The organism is Arthrobacter sp. NPDC093125 (genome assembly GCF_044754225.1).
Lineage (GTDB): Bacteria > Actinomycetota > Actinomycetes > Actinomycetales > Micrococcaceae > Arthrobacter.
On sequence record NZ_JBIVOQ010000009.1, the window covers coordinates 51758 to 68469 of the forward strand.

Consider the following 16712-nt stretch of genomic DNA (forward strand, 5'->3'; position numbering starts at 1 on the left):
CTGCCAGTTGCCTTCCGGAGGGGTTTGGACACGTGTTTTATTGGATCATGAAGAGGATCTTTCTGGGTCCGGTGCTCCGCACTCTTTTCCGGCCGTGGGTTAAGGGGCTGGACAACGTACCGGCCCAAGGTCCAGCGATCATTGCCTCAAACCACTTGTCTTTCTCCGACTCGATCTTCATGCCGCTCATGGTGTCGCGGCCTGTCATTTTCCTGGCGAAGTCGGAATATTTCACGGGCACCGGGCTCAAGGGCAAGCTGACGGCCATGTTCTTCCGGCTGACCAACCAGCTCCCCATGGACCGCTCCGGAGGGGCGGCATCCGCTGCCTCCCTCGAGACCGGCATGCACGTCCTGAACCACGGAGGACTGCTGGGGATCTACCCCGAGGGGACCCGCAGCCCCGACGGCCGGCTCTACCGGGGCAAGGTGGGTGTTGCGAGGCTGGCGCTGCAGGCCGGGGTTCCGGTGATCCCGGTGGCTATGATCGGCACGGACAAAGTCCAGCCAATCGGTAAAAGGCTGCCCAACATCCGGCGCATCGGCATGATCTTCGGGGAGCCCCTCGACTTCAGCAGGTATCAGGGAATGGCCGATGACCGGCTGATCCAGCGGTCGGTGACGGACGAAATCATGTACGAGCTCATGCGCCTGTCAGGGCAGGAATATGTCGACGAATACGCCGCCGTGGTCAAGCTGCGGCTGGCGGGTAAGGGCCCTGACCAGACGGGCGAAGATCAGCCCGGAGAAGACCGCCGGGAAGCATGACCTGTGTGGTGCCGGCAGGAGGCGGCCGACGGTGGCATGTTATACACCGGAGGTGTGTGACGCCGGCCGGGGGTCAATGACACTCCGGGTGTCCCGATGGCTGTCCGGGCAACTACTCTTAGTAGTGTGACTGAGCTATCCGCAAAACCCGCCCCTTCCCCGACCAGCACCGCAGTGAACAGCACCGCCCAGAGCGGCGCCGCGAACTATCCGGGACTGGACAACTGGCGGGACCTTCCGATCTCCCAGCAGCCCTCGTGGCAGGACCGGGACGTCTTCGACGCCTCCGTCCGGGAACTCTCGGCACTGCCGCCCCTCGTGTTTGCCGGCGAAGTCGATGTGCTCCGCGAGCGGCTTGCCGCAGCCGCCCAGGGCAAGGCGTTCCTCCTCCAGGGCGGTGACTGCGCCGAGACATTCGGTGACGCGACGGCTGACAAGATCAGCGCCCGCGTGAAGACCATCCTCCAGATGGCGGTAGTCCTCACGTACGGTGCCGCAATGCCCGTCATCAAGATGGGCCGGATGGCCGGCCAGTTCGCCAAGCCGCGCTCATCAAATGAAGAAACCCGCGACGGCGTGACACTGCCCGCCTACCGCGGCGACATCGTGAACGGATACGACTTCACCCCTGAGTCCCGCGGGCATGATGCCAGCAGGATGCTCAAGGCCTACCACACGTCCGCGTCCACGCTGAACCTGATCCGCGCCTTCACCCAGGGCGGCTTCGCGGACCTGCGCCTCGTGCACCAGTGGAACAAGGGCTTCACGGAAAACCCCGCCCACGCCCGCTACGAGTCCCTCGCCCGGGACATCGACCGCGCCATCCAGTTCATGGCCTCCTGCGGCGCTGACTTCGAAGCGCTGAAGCGCGTCGAGTTCTACGCCAGCCACGAAGCCCTGCTGCTCGATTATGAGCGTGCCCTGACCCGTATCGACTCACGCACCGGGTTCCCCTACGATACCTCCGCCCACTTTCTCTGGATCGGTGAGCGGACCCGGGAGCTGGACCACGCGCACGTTGACTTCCTCTCGCGTGTCCGCAACCCGATTGGTGTGAAGCTTGGCCCCACCACCACGGGTGATGACGCCCTGCGGCTGATCGAGAAGCTGGATCCGAACCGCGAACCCGGCCGCCTGACCTTCATCAGCCGGATGGGCGCAGGCAACATCCGTGAAAAGCTCCCCGCCATCGTGGAAAAGGTCACCGCCTCGGGCGCCCAGGTCCTGTGGGTGACCGACCCCATGCACGGGAACACGGTCACGTCGCCGAACGGCTATAAGACCCGTAATTTCGACGACGTCATCGACGAGGTCCGCGGATTCTTCGAAGTGCACCACGCCCTCGGAACGGTGCCGGGCGGCCTGCACGTGGAAATGACCGGGGACGATGTGGCTGAGTGCCTTGGCGGTGCCGACCCCATCGATCAGGAAGCATTCCTGGACCGCTACGAATCAGTGTGCGACCCGCGCCTGAACCACATGCAGTCGCTGGAGATGGCGTTCCTCGTGGCCGGCGCCCTGACCCGGCGCTGACAGCAAGCCTTAAAACCGGGGACCTCCAGAGCAAGCGCTCCGGAGGTCCCCGGTCCGGTTAAGGTAGGAACCAACGTTTAGACGACGGTCAGGGTCACTACGGATCCTTCAGGAACCTCTGTGTCCACAGGATCCTGGTCCCGGACCGTTCCGAAGAATCCGCCGAGGATGTTGTTGACCCGGACCTCGAAGCCACGCTTCTCCAGCGCTTCACGGGCATCGCTGACCTGCTCGCCGATGTAGTTGGGCACCTTCACGAGCTTGGGGCCTGCGGAAATGGTCAGGGTGACAGTGCTGCCGCGGGTCAGCGTCCCGGAGGCGGGTTCCTGCCTGACCACTGCTCCCTTTGGGACGTTCCTGTCATTGACGGTCTCGTCCGCGACCACGGCCACGAGCCCCGCCGCCTCGATGGCGCGGAAGGCCGCAGACTGTTCCCGTCCGCGGACATCCGGGACGGGGATGGGCTGCGGGCCCTTGGATACGGTGAGGCTGACTGGAGTGCCGTGCTTGACCTGGGCCGCAGCTGCGGGGGCCTGGGCGAGGACCGTGCCTGCCGGTGCCTCTTCATCAAACTTCTCGGTGACCTTGCCCAGGGCCATCTCAGCCCGGTTGAGTGCTTCCTTAGCGGCATCGAGGGATTTCCCTGTCAGCTGCGGCAGCGGGAAGAGTTGCGGGCCCTTGGAGACGAACAGGGAAACCTGCTGGTACTTGCGGATCTCCGTTCCCGCTTCCGGTTCGGACCCCACCACCAGCCCGGCACGGACGTCGTCGTCGAAAACATCCTGGGTGCTGGACTGGAATCCGGCAGCGCGGAGGAGCTGCTGAGCCTCGGCAACCGTTCGGTTGGCCACCGACGGGACAGTGCCTGGGGACCCTGGTCCCATGCCGAAGAACCAGCCGGCACCGGTGGCGAGCAGCGCCGCGATGACCAGGATGACAATCAAGAGAACGCCGCGGCGCCGTGCATTGCCTTCGCGCAGGGTTCGCAGGGGTGTCGCGGCGGCGCGGGCGCGTGCCCGTTCATCCACCCGGTCCTGCTTCCGCTGCTCACGCTTGCTCAGCGCTGCCTGGCCATGGGCTGTCCGGGCCAGGGCAGCTTCGGAACGGGCAACGGCCCCGCGTTGGCTGTTGTGCGGCCGGTCGGCGTCTGCGGCGCCGTCGAAGTCAGCACCTTCGATGTCAGGGCCGGCATCAAAGTCGTTGTCCGAATCGAGGCCGTATCCCGGAGGCAGCCGCCGCGCGGGGAAAACGGTGGTGGGATTGTTCGTGTGCGGGATGACTTCCGTGGGGCGGTGCCCGCCGTGCGTCTGATCCTGCAGTGCCTCATCCTGTACTGCCCGATCCTGCGTATGGGACAGCACCTCGGTCTGGCTGGCAGGGTTCCCCGGACGGGAGGGCAGGCGCTGGGGTGCAGGCGGTACCGGGAAGCCCCCTCCTGCCTGCCCCGGAGCCCTGATGCCCGCAGCCGGCGGGCTGCTCTCCCACCGGGCGGCCGGAGGCTGCAGGTCGAGCTCCGCATCCGAGAGGTTGGTGCGGATGTGCCTGAGTTCGGAGAGAAGGGCATTACCGTCCACGGGACGCTTCTCCGGATCCTTGGCCGTGCACCATTGCACCAGCTCATCGACCTCTGCAGCCAGCCCCGGGACCAGGCCCGACGGCGGAGCGACGATTGAGTTGACGTGCTGATAGGCAACCTGGATCGGAACATCGCCGTCGAACGGCTGTTTGCCGGTCAGCATCTCAAAGAGCATGATCCCGGTGGAGTAAATGTCACTGCGCGCATCTGCCGGCCGGCCAAGCACCAACTCGGGGGAGAGGTAGGCAACCGTCCCGATAAGCGTCCCGGTGCTTGTGGTGGTTGTGACCGCCCGGGCCAGCCCGAAATCGCCGATTTTGATGCGGCCGTCGTCTGCGATGAGTACGTTTTCCGGCTTCACGTCCCGGTGGATCAACCCGGCAGCGTGCGCTGACCCCAGGCCTTCCACCACCGGATCGATCAGCGCGAGCGCGAGGCGCGGGGACAGCGCGCCCTTTTCACGGATGACGTCGCGGAGCGTGTGGCCTTTGATGTACTCCATGACCAGATAGGCCGTCGGGCCGTCATGTCCCTGGTCCAGGACGCCCACTACATGCGGGTGCGAAAGCTTTGCCGCCGAGCGTGCCTCGCGCGAGAGGCGGTCAAGGAAGCTGCCGTCATTGACGAGGTGGGGGTGGAGTACCTTGAGCGCGACGTGCCGGTCCAGCCGCTGGTCCGTGGCCAGATAGACCGTGGACATTCCGCCGCCCGCGAGCCTTGAATTTACCTGGTAGCGGTTGTCCACCAGGGAACCAACGAGACGATCCGACACGTTTTCCTGCACTCTATGATCCTAAGTGCTGCACGGAAACGGGTCCGGACCAACATGCGATCCGGACCCGTATCGTTATGCTCCGTCCCCTATATCAAGGGGATGAAACGTGCAGTCTAGGCGAAGTTCTTGCGGTGGGCCTTGATGGCTGCGACGTAAGACTTCGTGTCGGAGTACATGCCGTACTTGTTGACGGAATACTGGCCCTGGTAGTAGCCGGCAATCGCGTAGTCCAGGTTCTTGCTGGTGCGGATCAGCTGCCGGATGATGGCCACGCCGGCCGTTGCGTTGTCATAAGGATCAAGCAGGTTCAGCTTCCGGCCCACCAGGTCGGACGCCCACTCGCCGGAGGACGGAATGACCTGCATGGTGCCGATGGCGTTGGCAGGGGACACGGCGCGCTGGTTGAAGCCGGACTCCTGGTAGGCGAACGCCAAGGCCAGTGCCGGGTCCACGCCCATGCGCCGGGCCGTGTCGGCCACGATGGACTTCATCTGTGCAAGCGAAGGCACCGGAGATGCGTTGAGCAGAGCCTTGTTCTTGTTGGCGGAACTCACCACTGCTGCCGGGTAGGTAAAGCCAAGGAAGGAACTGGGCACCAATGGCGTGACGCTCGACGTCGGCTGGACGGGGCTCGTGGACTTCCCCGGAATCACGAGTTTGTTGCCGGGGTAGATGGTGCTCGTCATCTTGAGCCGGTTGGCGGAAAGAAGGTCCGCCAACCTGACCCCGTGACGTGCAGCAATGCCCGAGAGTGTGTCTCCGGACTTGATGGTGTAGGAGCGCGAGGAAACCGTGCGGGCGGGGGCCGGCGTGGATTTAGTCGGGGCCGGGGAAGCCGCCGTGCCGCCGAGCCGGATCTTCTGTCCCGGGTAGATGATCGAGTTCATAGACAAACGGTTCCAGCTCAGCACCTGTGAAAGCTTCACGCCGTGCCTCCCTGCGATACCGCCCAGGGTGTCCCCGGATTTCACGGTGTACGTCCTTGTGGGGGTGCTGGCGGGAGCAACGCTGGCGGCTTTCCCGGCAGGCGCAGCGCCTTTGAGCTTCAGCTTCTGTCCCGGGTAGATCACCGAGGTCGACTTCAGGTTGTTCAGCTTGAGAACAGCCGAAGTGCTCAGGCCATAGCGGGCAGCGATGCCGCTGACCGTATCACCGCGGACAACCCTGTGGCTGCTGGGGGTGACGCGGGCAGGCTGCAGCCCGGAGGGGATGGAGGCCGGCACGGATGCGGCGGGAATCACTCCTGCCTTCACCGCGGCGGCCTGCGCCTCCATGGCGGCAGCAAGCGTTGCCGGAATGGCGCTAGGCCTCGTGTCGGCACTGGCCGGCTGAGCGAGTGCCAGGGAAGACAGCATGACAGCGGGCAGGGTTGCCGTCGTCGCAGCAATCATCGGAAGGCTCTGCCTGGGGGGCTGCTTTGGCGAGCTGGTCGTCGTCATGGGGAAGATCCTCTTCTCAGCGGCGAATGCTGTCGGTCAGGCACGTGTGACTAATGATACTAGTGTTACTAAAGTTCTTTTTGTTACAAATGTGATCAATGAGAATCTCTCACGATTCTGCCAATAGCACAAGAATCTGCCGTCACGCGGAAAGGGCGGATAAATGGGAGTGTCGCCGCAAGAGTCTCCCCAGAATTCACGTTGGCCGGTTGCTGACTAGGCGCGCAGGCGCCAGCCGTGGCAACCTTGACCCGTGAGTACTGTAGAAAGCCTTGTTGGCGACTGGTTGCCCCTGCCCGACGTAGCCGAGTTGCTGGACGTTTCCATCACCAAAGTCCATGGGTTGCTGGATGAACGCGCCCTTGCTGCCCTCCGGGTGGGCGAACGAAAGATACGTTCCGTACCTGCCGCTTTCCTCCAGGACGGACACGTCGTCGAGAGCCTCAAGGGCACCATTGTTGTCCTGTCCGACGCCGGGTATTCGGACGAGGAGCTGATTACCTGGCTGTTCACTCCCGATGATTCACTGCGGGGCCGGCCGATCGATGCCCTCCGGGAAGGCCGCAAAACGGAAATCCGCCGCCGCGCCCAATCCCTGGCCTGGTGACTCAGTCCCTGGCCTGGTAACCCGCCCACAACTAAGTAGCACGTCAGGTCGTTCCCAGCTCTGGGAACGACCTGACGTGCTACTTAGTTGTGGTACCGGCGGCGAGATTTAAGCGGCGCGGCTGACAGTTGCTTCGGCGAGCTTCCTCAAGGCCGTCTTAGGCAGGTCGTCCAGCGGGAGAAGTTCCAACGCCTCGTAGGCCGCGGCCCCGAACTCTTCAATCAGGACTTCGGTGGCATGCAGGGCGCCAGAATCAGCGATGATCCTGCGGATTTCCGTCACGTCTTCCTCGCCCAGATCGGGACTGCCGAGCTTCGCGTCGATAAAGGCTGATTCCTCCGGCGCGGAAAGGTCGAGGGCAAAGGCCACCAGCACGGTCCGCTTGCCTTCCCTGAGATCGTCCCCGGCCGGCTTCCCGGTGGTGACCGGATCCCCAAATACACCCAGGACATCGTCCCGGAGCTGGAATGCTTCGCCGAGCGGCAGAGCGAAGGCAGAGTATCCGCGGAGCAGGTCATCCGTCGCCCCACCCAGTGCTCCGCCCAAAGCCAGCGGGTGTTCCGTCGAATACTTGGCGGATTTGAACCGGATGATCGACTGGGCCCGGCTCACCGCCCCGGCACGGTCGCGGACCGGACCCGCCACTTCTTCCAGGATGTCGAGGTATTGCCCGGCCATGACTTCGGCGCGCATGAGGTTGAAGATCAGCCGCGCCCGGCTTCCGGATGCCGCCTGCTCACCGATCTCCGTGAAGGCTTCCTCGCTGAAAGACAGGCACAGGTCCCCGGCTAGGATGGCTGCAGCGTGGCCGAAGCGTTCACTGTCCAGGGCCCAGCCCTGGCTCTCATGCAGCTGGCTGAAGCGGCGGTGGACACTTGGACCCCCGCGCCGCGTATCGGAGCGGTCAATGATGTCATCGTGAATGAGGGCCGCAGCCTGGAAGAGTTCGAGGGCCGCCCCCGCCGTGATGACGTCCTCTGCCGCCGCCGGCCCGCCGGCGCCGCGCCATCCCCAGTAGCACATGAGCGCGCGAAGCCGCTTGCCTCCGGTTACCAGGTTCGAGATGGACCCCATGATGGGATCGATGTCCGGGGAGATCGAGGTCATGACAGAGTGCCTCGACGTCAGGAAGTCCGTGAGCCTGCCTGCTACAGCCGCGACGAAGGCTGTCTGTTCGACGCGGAGCTGCTCGGCCACCGTCACTTGATGGACCCGGGCGACACGTTGGCGCCGATCGTGAAGGTGGAGACACTGGCCGTCTGCGGTACCGCGATGTTGACTGTTTCGGTTCCGGCGCGGACGAAGTCCCGGGAAGCTACGGCCCCAACGGCGTTGCCCGGAACGGCCTTGAACCCCTGCGCCTCCAGCGCCTTGGTGTAGAAGGAGATCACCGCCGCCGGCTTGGCGGACACAGAGCCGACCAGGGCCACGGTCGCGGGGGAGGATGACGTGTCGAAACTGCTCGAGACGACCTTTGCTCCCGGCATGAGCGGAAGGAGCTTTTGCGGGAATCCTGCGACTAGCTCACCTATGGTGGCAGAAGTGCCCGGAGACGCCGTCGGGCTGGGCGGTGCCGTGGTGGCCACCCGCGCCGCCTCCGCGACGGACGCGGTTTCGGTGGCCGCGGTTTCAGGGGATGCGGCGGGTCCGGGGGCCGGTGCGCCGCAGGCTGACATCACCACCATCACCGTGCCGGCCGCAAGCAGGCCGAGGCCTGCAGGCATGTGCGTTCCAATGACCTTCACAGGTGCGTTCCTCCTGGGGTTGATGCCGGATCCAGCCTCCAGTTTAGTCAGCCCTTGGGCATAGGATTGCAGACGTGGTGCAGGAGACAGATAAGGAGCAATTCGAAGCGCGTCTTCGGGAGCTTCGGCGCAGCAGCATCCTGCACGTTGATATGGATGCCTTTTTCGTCTCCGTGGAACTGCGCTCACGTCCTGAGCTTCGCGGCAAGCCTGTAATTGTCGGTTTTCCTGGGGACCGGTCAGTCGTGCTGTCCGCCTCCTATGAGGCGCGCGCTTTTGGCGTGAAGTCGGCCATGCCCATGGCGGTTGCGCACCGCTTGTGCCCGCAGGCGGTCATCATTGAGCCGCGGCACAAGGTGTACTACGAAGTCTCGGGGCAGCTGATGGGTATCTTTGAATCCATCACTGAACTGGTGGAGCCGCTGAGTGTCGACGAAGCATTCCTCGACGTCGGAGGTGCCATCCGCCGGCTGGGGTCGCCCCGGAACATTGGGGAGCTGATTCGGCGAAGGGTGGCCAGTGAACTGGGCATTACCGCCTCCGTGGGAATTGCCGCCACCAAATTCGTTGCCAAGATAGCCTCCACGCGCTGCAAGCCCGACGGGCTGCTGCTGATAACGCCCGAGCAGACGGTGCCGTACCTGCACAGTCTCCCTGTCGGTGCTCTGTGGGGTGTCGGCGCCAAGACGGCAGAGGTGCTCGCGAGGATGGGCATCCGGACGGTTGCGGATGTCGCAGCCACTCCCGTCGCATCCCTTAGAAAGGTCCTGGGGGCCACGGGCGAGCACGTTCATCGGCTGTCCTGGGGAATCGATCCGCGGACAGTGACTCCCGTCAGGGTGGAAAAGAGCATCGGGGCGGAGGAGACCTTCGCAGCGGACACCGCTGACGACGCCCAGCTCCACAGGGAACTGTTGCGCCTGTCCCACCGCACTGCTGAGCGCTTGCGGGCTTCCGGGATGGTGGCGCGGACGGTTGCCCTGAAGCTGCGGTACGCCGATTTCTCTACAGTGACCCGGAGCAGGAGAGTGCATACGCCCGTGGACAGCGCGCAGCTGATTTATGCGGTGGTCCTCCAGTTGCTGGAATCCCTGGGAAGCCGGCCCATGACGGTACGGCTGGTGGGGGTCCGCGCCGAGCAGCTCGAGGCTGCCGCGCAAACGTCCCTGCAGCTGAGCTTTGACCGGCGGGATGACAACTGGCGGGCTGCGGAACAGGCGCTGGACCGGGTGGCGGAGAAGTTCGGCAACAAGTCGGTTCTGCCGGCTCGGCTGCTGGACCCGGGGGCGCCCTCCTCCAGACCGCCCCGGAGCGAGTCCGACGCGAAGCCCTGAGGGCCGGAAATACTCCCGGATTTAGGCGTCTCCAGCCGTTTCGGCCGGTGAACAGCGTCTTTCACAACACCGCACAACAAACTATCCTTAGAGATACATAGATTTCGAACGTCTGGACATGTGTGGATCGCCTGACCCGCCCGCGTCCGTATGCTTGGATCCCTGGACCTGCCAAGGATGGAGGGCCGGGAACCAGTACAGCATGTGGATCGTTGACGAGGCAGAAACAACTGGTCCCGGCACGTCCGGACGTTGGCCTACTTAAGGAGGTCGTGATGCCGCTCTCGGAGCACGAACAGAAGCTGCTCGAGCAACTCGAGAGGCAACTGCATGAGGACGATCCCAAGTTCGCCAGTTCCATGGGCTCGGATCCAGGCCGCACCTGGTCCACCCGGCACATTGTGATTGGCGTCCTGGCAACATTGGCCGGAGTCATGCTCCTGCTGGTGGGGGTTTCCCTTCAGAACATTTTCGTAGGTGTCCTCGGATTCATAGTCATGGGTGCCGGGGTGTACTTCGCGACGATGCGCAGTGCTTCGACAGGCAAGGCTAAGACGGGTGGTCATGGAAAGAAGTCCAAAGGCAAGAGTTCGTTCATGAGCAGCCTCGAAGAGCGCTGGGATGAAAGGCGCCGCGGCGAGCCCTGACCTGCTGCGCGTCGCCGCACGTCCAGATCCCTCCACTTTCCCCCCTGTACGGCCTCCACTTTGCACCACCTGGCCCTTCAGACGGTCACAAACGAAGACCCGCTCCGGCGGGTCTTCGGTGTTTAACCGGTCTCTCGTCGTCCGGCGGCCCGTGGAACAGGCCTGAGCGCCCACCCGGCTCCGACACCGCGCAAAATCCCTCCACTTGGCCCCCCGCCCCAATTTCCCCGAAAATTCGGGCCAATCGGGACTTCAAATAGCCTTTCGATTACCCGTGTTGCGTTGACTGTGGGGAGAAGTGGAGTAAAGTGGAGCACGTAAGAGGGTAGTGGCAGCGCGGGGGTTGTTCGGCTTCTGACGGCAGACGGGCGGTGGGCATGTGTTCCTGGGGACACACTCGCCGCGTCTGGATGAGAAGGGGCGCATCATTCTTCCCGCCAAGTTCCGAGAGGAGCTTGCCGGCGGGCTTGTTCTCACACGAGGCCAGGAGCGCTGCATCTACGTCTTCAGCGAGCAGGAATTCGCGAGGGTTCACGAGCAGATCCGGGAGGCTCCCATCTCCAATAAGCAAGCTCGTGACTACATTCGCGTGTTCCTCTCCGGAGCCTCGGACGAGGTGCCTGACAAGCAAGGGCGGGTGACTATCCCACCAGCCCTCCGGGAGTATGCAGGCCTCGGCAGGGAGTTGGCTGTCATCGGCGCCGGCACCCGGGCTGAGATCTGGGACGCCGAGGCTTGGAATGCGTACCTGGCGGAGAAGGAAACCTCCTTCTCCGAAACCGACAACCCCATCGCCGGGATTCTCTGAATACCGGCGGAAATATCTGCACCTGCTTCTTGAACGAGATCTCCAGCCGCCCATCCACCGTTTTCCTGGCTCACTTCCCCGGAGCCAGGCGACGGCCAGGACAGGCGCGGATGGGGATCTGGCTTAAGAAGCATTCCGCTTAAAAGCAAGCAACTGCGAGGCAGGGAGGACGAAGGTATGAACGAGCATGACGACGCCAGGCCTACGTCCGAACGCCATGTGCCGGTCCTGAAGGACCGGTGCATCAATTTGTTGGCCCCGGGATTCGAAGCGGCGCGCCTCCGCGGCGAGACCCCCGTGGCGATCGACGCCACCCTTGGGATGGGCGGTCACTCTGAGGCAATGCTGCAGCGGTTCCCGGATCTTCACCTGGTGGGCATCGACCGGGACGAGGAGGCGCTGGCCCTGGCCGGTGCGAGGCTCCAGCCGTTCACCGCTCGGACGGACCTGGTTCATGCGGTCTACGACGAAATCGCCGACGTCCTGGAGGACCTCGGCATCTCCGAGGTCCACGGAATCCTGATGGACCTCGGAGTGTCCTCGCTGCAGCTTGATGAGCGGGAACGCGGCTTCGCCTATTCCTTCGATGCGCCGCTGGACATGCGGATGGACACGAGCCGCGGGCAGACCGCGGCGGACGTCGTTAACAACTACAGCGAGGAAGAGCTGGTCCGGATCATCCGGAAATGGGGCGAAGAAAAGTTCGCCGGCCGGATTGCAAACCGGATTGTCACAGCCCGGGCCGCAAGGCCGTTCACAACAACCGGTGAACTCGTGGAGCAGATCCGGGCGGTTGTTCCCGCGGGTGCGGCCAAGTCCGGAGGGCACCCGGCCAAGCGGACTTTCCAAGCGCTGCGGATTGAAGTCAACGAGGAACTCGACGTCCTGGAACGGGCAGTGCCCGCGGCGGTGGACGCCCTTGCCATGGGCGGCCGGCTTGTCGTCATGTCCTACCACTCGCTTGAGGACAAGATCGTGAAGGGTGTGTTCCAAGCGGGGTCGAAGTCCTCAGCCCCGCTGGGCTTCCCCGTGGAGCTTGAAGAACACAAGGCAGAGCTGAAGACCCTGACCAAAGGCACGGAAGTACCCACCGCCGTCGAAATCGCCGAGAATCCGCGCGCAGCATCCGCCCGACTGCGCGCTGTGGAACGAATCAGAGCCAGGAGAGCCGCATGAGCACCGCAGCTGCCAAGAACCTCACCTTCGCGCCCGGCCGCCGAGCCGGCGAAGTTGATCCCCTGCTTACTGGTGCCCGCAAGGCCCGGACACCCCTGTCGGTGGTCCGCTCTGCTCCCAGGAAACGCCGGGCGCCCTTTGTGGTTCTCTGCTTCGGGCTGCTGGCGGTAGCCCTGATAGCCGTCCTCGTCCTCAACATCTCTGTGTCTACGGCGCAGTATCAGCTGGTTAAGCTGCGCAGCGACCAGACGGCGCTGACCAAGCAGAACCAGGACCTGACACAGCAGGTGCAAAACTTCCAGGCTCCCCAGAATCTGGCTGCCAAGGCCTCAGAATTGGGAATGGTTGCTTCCACCGGCAAGGGGCAGATCGATCTGTCCACGCTGACGGTCAGCGGCTCGGCTAAGCCGGCGGCCAAGGGAGAATCTGCCGGTGCGGTCATCGCCGCCCCGGCTGTTCCCGGCCAGCTCAACGTGGTGCCGCCTGCGAGCACCAATGAACCGCTCGAAAGCCGGAAGCCGGTCGTGGAAGAAGCCGCGGCGGCCCCGGCAAAGAAGGCAGCCGCAGCCAAGCCGGCGCCTGTCCTCAACGGGGGCACAATCCCGGCGCCGGCCCAAAAGGTACCGGGGCAGTAGCAGGGAGTACGGACGCGGCCAGCGGCCGGGCAGGCAAGAGGTTAGGGATTGATCGTGGCGCAAGGCAAGGCAACCAGGCAGAGGGTCCCCAGCCCGCCGAAAAAAGCCGGCGCGCCAAAAAAGGCCGGCGCGCCGAAGAAACCCGCCAACGCCACGAAGCGGCTGCGGCTCGGGCTGAGCATCATGCTGGCGCTGCTGCTGGTGGTGGGCGGAAAGCTCTTCCTGGTCCAGGGACTGGACGTCGGCGGCATGGCCGAAGCCGCCCTGAGCAACCGGCTGCGTCCAACAGTGCTGCCCGCCGAACGCGGCAGCATTGTTGACGCCAACGGCACGGTCCTCGCCAACAGCGTGATCCGCTACAACATCACGGTGGACCAGGCCGTCAACACCAAAACGGAGTCCTTCAAGCGGCTAGAAACAGTCAACGGCGAAGAAGAATTGGTGACGGTTTCCCGGGACCAGGGCATTTCGGAACTGGCCGCAGTCCTGGGAATGAAAGTGGAGGATGTCCGCGACTCCCTGACCGGGACCAAGACCTACTACATCGTGGCCAAGGACCTCAAGCCCGACGTTGAAGACCGGGTGTCCAAGCTGCAGATCCCGGGCGTCTTCTCCGAGGGAACCAGCAAGCGCGTTTACCCGAACGGCTCTGTGGCCGGCGGCATCGTGGGTTTCCTGGAGAACGGGGACAGGGGTCTGGCCGGCCTGGAGCAGACACAGGATGCCATCCTCCGGGGCGCTGACGGCAAGCGCGTTTTCGAAATCGGCGCCGACGGGCTCCGCATCCCGGTGGGCGTGGACGAGCTGACTCCGGCCCAGGACGGCAAGGACGTCAAGCTCACCCTCAACTCCGACCTGCAGTACTTCGCGCAGCAGGCCATCCAGAGCCAGACGGACAAGCTGAGCGCCGAATGGGGCACCATCATCGTTTCCGATGCCAAGACCGGGGACATCCTGGCCATGGCGGACACCAACGCCCCGGATCCCAACGATCCCGGCAAGGTGGCGGCAAAGGACCGCGGCGTCCGCGCTGTCACCGCCGCGTACGAGCCCGGTTCGGTCGAAAAGATGATCACGGCTGCGGCGGTGATCGAAGAGGGCAAAGCGAAACCGCTGGACACGTTCGTCATTCCGCCCTCCTACGTGGTCGACGGGCAGCAGTTTGACGACTCCTTCAACCACGGCACCGAGAAGCGCACCCTTGCCGGAATCCTTGGCTGGTCTATGAACACCGGAACCGTCATGGCCGGCGAGCGGCTGACCAAGCAGCAGCGCTACGACTGGCTGCGGAAGTTCGGCATCGGCGAGGCCCCGGAGATCGGCCTGCCCGCGGAGGCCAAGGGAATCCTGACGCCCCCGGACCAGTGGGACGGCCGCCAGCAGTACACCGTGCTCTTCGGCCAGGGCGTGTCGCAGTCGACGCTGCAGACGGTCCGCGCCTACCAGTCCATCGCGAACGGCGGAGTGATGCTCCAGCCGAGGCTCATCGACAGCTACATCAACCCCGACGGAACGGAAGAAAAAGTCCCGGCAAAACCTGCCCGGAAGGTCGTCTCCACGGAGACCGCCAAGCAGGTGCGGGACATCCTCGAAAGTGCCGTTACGGAGGGCCAGATCAAGGAAGCCGCGATCGACGGTTACCGTGTCGGCGCGAAGACCGGAACGTCACAGTCGCCCTGTGATGACGGCACTGCTGGCTTCTGCGGCTACACGGCATCGATGGTGGGAATGGCGCCGATGGACGATCCGCGGTTTATTGTTGAGGTGGTCCTGCAGCGGCCCAAAGGTTCCATTTACGGCATCACGAACGGTCCCATATTCCGTTCAGTCATGAGTCAGGCATTGCGGACGTACAACGTTCCGCCGTCGAAGGGCCAACCGGTCAGGCTGCCGCAGTTCGCCAAGTAGTAAACCCGCTTTCAAGACCGCGGCACGCCCGAACCCTTCGTTCTGCTGTGTCCGTTGGTCCACTAGTACCAACGGAGATTCCCTTGTCAGAACACAATGCCCCTGGCACTGCCGATGCCCAGCAAGGGCAGGCCACCCGCAGTGCGTTCCGGCCCTCCGCCGTCGCCCCAGTTGAACTGGGGACCCTTGGCCGGGACATCGGGGTCTCCGTCCCAGGAGCCTCGGCAGCCGTCCCGGTGACAGGGATCTCCCTCAACTCCCGGGCGGTGGAGCACGGCGATCTCTATGTGGCACTCCCGGGGTCTGCGCGCCACGGGGCCGACTTCGCCGCCGCGGCCATTGATTCCGGAGCGGTCGCCGTTCTGACGGACGACGCCGGCGCCCGCATCCTTGCCCTGGCTGCGGACGTATCGGTGCCGGTGCTGGTCGTGGACGAGCCGCGTGCCGTCGTCGGGCGACTTGCCGCGGTGATTTACCGCAGCCAGGCAGCAGACGGAACCGCACAGGCACTTTTCGGGGTCACCGGCACCAACGGCAAAACCACCACCACCTACTTCGTCAACTCGCTGCTCCAGGCCCTTGGCAAGAAAACGGGCCTGATCGGGACCATCGAGATTGTGGCCGGCGGTGAGCCCATTCCCAGCCTCCTGACGACACCTGAGTCCACCGATGTCCACGCCCTGCTCGCCCTGATGCGGGAACGCGGCCTCGACGCGGCATCCATGGAGGTGTCCTCGCACGCCGTTTCCTTCCGCCGGGTGGACGGCGTGGTGTTCGACGTGGTCGGATTCACCAACCTCACCCAGGACCACCTCGATCTGCACGGCACCATGGAGGATTACTTCCGCACGAAGGCGGAGCTTTTCACTGCCGAGCGCGCCCGCGCCGCCGTCGTAACGGTCGACGACGACTGGGGCCGCCGCCTCGCCGCTGACGCAAAGCTTCCGGTCACCACGCTTGCAACGTTGCCTTCCAACGGAACCGCTGCCCCGTCCGCTGAGACGGCTCCGTCCGGGGCAGCCGACTGGACCGTCACGGAGACCCGGCCCCGCGGCCTGGGCACGGAGTTCACACTGCGCGGCAGGAACGGCGTGGAGCTCCACGTGCACACCGGGCTCCCCGGCAGCTTCAACGTCTCCAACGCCGCCCTGGCCCTTGCCATGGTCCTAGCCGGGGGTGCCGAGCCCTCTGACGTTCAGGCCGCCCTTGACGCCACTGACCCCTTCACTGTCGCCGTGCCCGGGAGGATGCAGCTTGTCTCCACCGCGCCCGCGGCAGTGGTCGACTTTGCTCACAACCCGGATGCCCTGTCCCGGGCGCTGGAGGCCGTTCGTTCAGCTGACCCCTCGTCCAAGGTCATCGTGGTGTTCGGCGCCACCGGCCAGCGTGACCAGGGCAAGCGGCCCGCCATGGGGGCCATCGCAGCCCGCCTGTCCGACGTGGTGATCGTCAGCGACGACGATCCGCACGACGAGGACGCCGCCGCGATCCGGGCCGAAGTGCTCGTTGGCGCAACCGACGCCAAGGAAGCTGAGCAGCTCGACTGCCGCATCCTGGAGGTTTTCCCCCGCGACGAGGCCATCCGGAAGGCCGTGGAACTGGCAGCGCCCAACGACACCATCCTGGTTGCCGGCCGGGGGCACGAAGTGTGGCAGGAGGTCAAGGGCGTGAACCTTGCCCTTGATGACAGGGTGGAGCTCCGGAACGCCTTGACGGCACGGGGATTCACCGTTCTTGAAGATGACCGGATAGAGTCCTAGAC

Annotated in this window: 14 protein-coding genes; 10 read left to right on the plus strand and 4 right to left on the minus strand. The window is 64.4% G+C overall.

Features of this window, described 5'->3' with window-relative positions; translation table 11 throughout:
- Window positions 1-32: 32 nt before the first annotated feature.
- Window positions 33-767: a lysophospholipid acyltransferase family protein gene (locus ACIP9X_RS15875; RefSeq protein ID WP_400480711.1), complete on the plus strand. Its 735-nt coding sequence runs from the start codon at window positions 33-35 to the stop codon at window positions 765-767.
- A gap of 126 nt (window positions 768-893) precedes the next feature.
- Window positions 894-2300: a class II 3-deoxy-7-phosphoheptulonate synthase gene (locus tag ACIP9X_RS15880; protein ID WP_400480712.1), complete on the plus strand. Its 1407-nt coding sequence runs from the start codon at window positions 894-896 to the stop codon at window positions 2298-2300.
- 77 nt (window positions 2301-2377) lie between these two features.
- On the opposite strand, the gene ACIP9X_RS15885 is transcribed toward ACIP9X_RS15880, so the two are convergent.
- Window positions 2378-4660 carry a PASTA domain-containing protein gene (locus tag ACIP9X_RS15885; protein ID WP_400480713.1) on the minus strand — a complete coding sequence of 761 codons (2283 nt, stop codon included), beginning with the start codon at window positions 4658-4660 and terminating at the stop codon, window positions 2378-2380.
- 104 nt (window positions 4661-4764) lie between these two features.
- Complete coding sequence (locus ACIP9X_RS15890; protein ID WP_400480714.1) at window positions 4765-6090, minus strand: LysM peptidoglycan-binding domain-containing protein; 1326 nt, start codon at window positions 6088-6090, stop codon at window positions 4765-4767.
- Window positions 6091-6343: 253 nt separating this feature from the next.
- Here ACIP9X_RS15890 and ACIP9X_RS15895 point away from each other — a divergent pair, with 253 nt between their 5' ends.
- Window positions 6344-6697, plus strand: coding sequence for an Rv2175c family DNA-binding protein (locus ACIP9X_RS15895; RefSeq protein WP_400480715.1), 354 nt, complete (start codon window positions 6344-6346; stop codon window positions 6695-6697).
- Window positions 6698-6805: 108 nt separating this feature from the next.
- Here ACIP9X_RS15895 and ACIP9X_RS15900 read toward each other — a convergent pair whose 3' ends face one another.
- Together ACIP9X_RS15900 and ACIP9X_RS15905 are read right to left on the minus strand one after the other, a co-directional pair.
- Entirely contained in the window at window positions 6806-7900 is a 1095-nt protein-coding gene (locus ACIP9X_RS15900; protein ID WP_400480716.1) for a polyprenyl synthetase family protein, read from the minus strand.
- Entirely contained in the window at window positions 7897-8442 is a 546-nt protein-coding gene (locus ACIP9X_RS15905; RefSeq protein WP_400480717.1) for a hypothetical protein, read from the minus strand. Before ACIP9X_RS15905 ends, ACIP9X_RS15900 begins: the two co-directional genes overlap by 4 nt.
- Window positions 8443-8516: 74 nt before the next feature.
- Here ACIP9X_RS15905 and dinB point away from each other — a divergent pair, with 74 nt between their 5' ends.
- The 7 genes from dinB to ACIP9X_RS15940 all read left to right on the plus strand — a co-directional run bounded on the left by dinB (window position 8517) and on the right by ACIP9X_RS15940 (window position 16710).
- Window positions 8517-9776: a DNA polymerase IV gene (gene dinB, locus ACIP9X_RS15910; RefSeq protein WP_400480718.1), complete on the plus strand. Its 1260-nt coding sequence runs from the start codon at window positions 8517-8519 to the stop codon at window positions 9774-9776.
- 275 nt (window positions 9777-10051) lie between these two features.
- Window positions 10052-10423, plus strand: coding sequence for a DUF3040 domain-containing protein (locus tag ACIP9X_RS15915; RefSeq protein ID WP_400480719.1), 372 nt, complete (start codon window positions 10052-10054; stop codon window positions 10421-10423).
- Window positions 10424-10802: 379 nt separating this feature from the next.
- Window positions 10803-11231, plus strand: coding sequence for a division/cell wall cluster transcriptional repressor MraZ (mraZ, locus tag ACIP9X_RS15920; protein WP_400480720.1), 429 nt, complete (start codon window positions 10803-10805; stop codon window positions 11229-11231).
- A 177-nt stretch (window positions 11232-11408) separates the two neighbouring features.
- Complete coding sequence (rsmH, locus tag ACIP9X_RS15925; protein WP_400480721.1) at window positions 11409-12407, plus strand: 16S rRNA (cytosine(1402)-N(4))-methyltransferase RsmH; 999 nt, start codon at window positions 11409-11411, stop codon at window positions 12405-12407.
- Window positions 12404-13042, plus strand: a complete 639-nt coding sequence (locus ACIP9X_RS15930) for a hypothetical protein (RefSeq protein ID WP_400480722.1) — start codon at window positions 12404-12406, stop codon at window positions 13040-13042. Before rsmH ends, ACIP9X_RS15930 begins: the two co-directional genes overlap by 4 nt.
- Window positions 13043-13204: 162 nt before the next feature.
- On the plus strand, window positions 13205-14950 hold the full coding sequence (locus ACIP9X_RS15935; protein ID WP_400480792.1) for a peptidoglycan D,D-transpeptidase FtsI family protein: 1746 nt from the start codon (window positions 13205-13207) through the stop codon (window positions 14948-14950).
- A gap of 83 nt (window positions 14951-15033) precedes the next feature.
- Window positions 15034-16710, plus strand: coding sequence for a UDP-N-acetylmuramoyl-L-alanyl-D-glutamate--2,6-diaminopimelate ligase (locus ACIP9X_RS15940; RefSeq protein ID WP_400480723.1), 1677 nt, complete (start codon window positions 15034-15036; stop codon window positions 16708-16710).
- The last annotated feature ends 2 nt before the right edge of the window (window positions 16711-16712 follow it).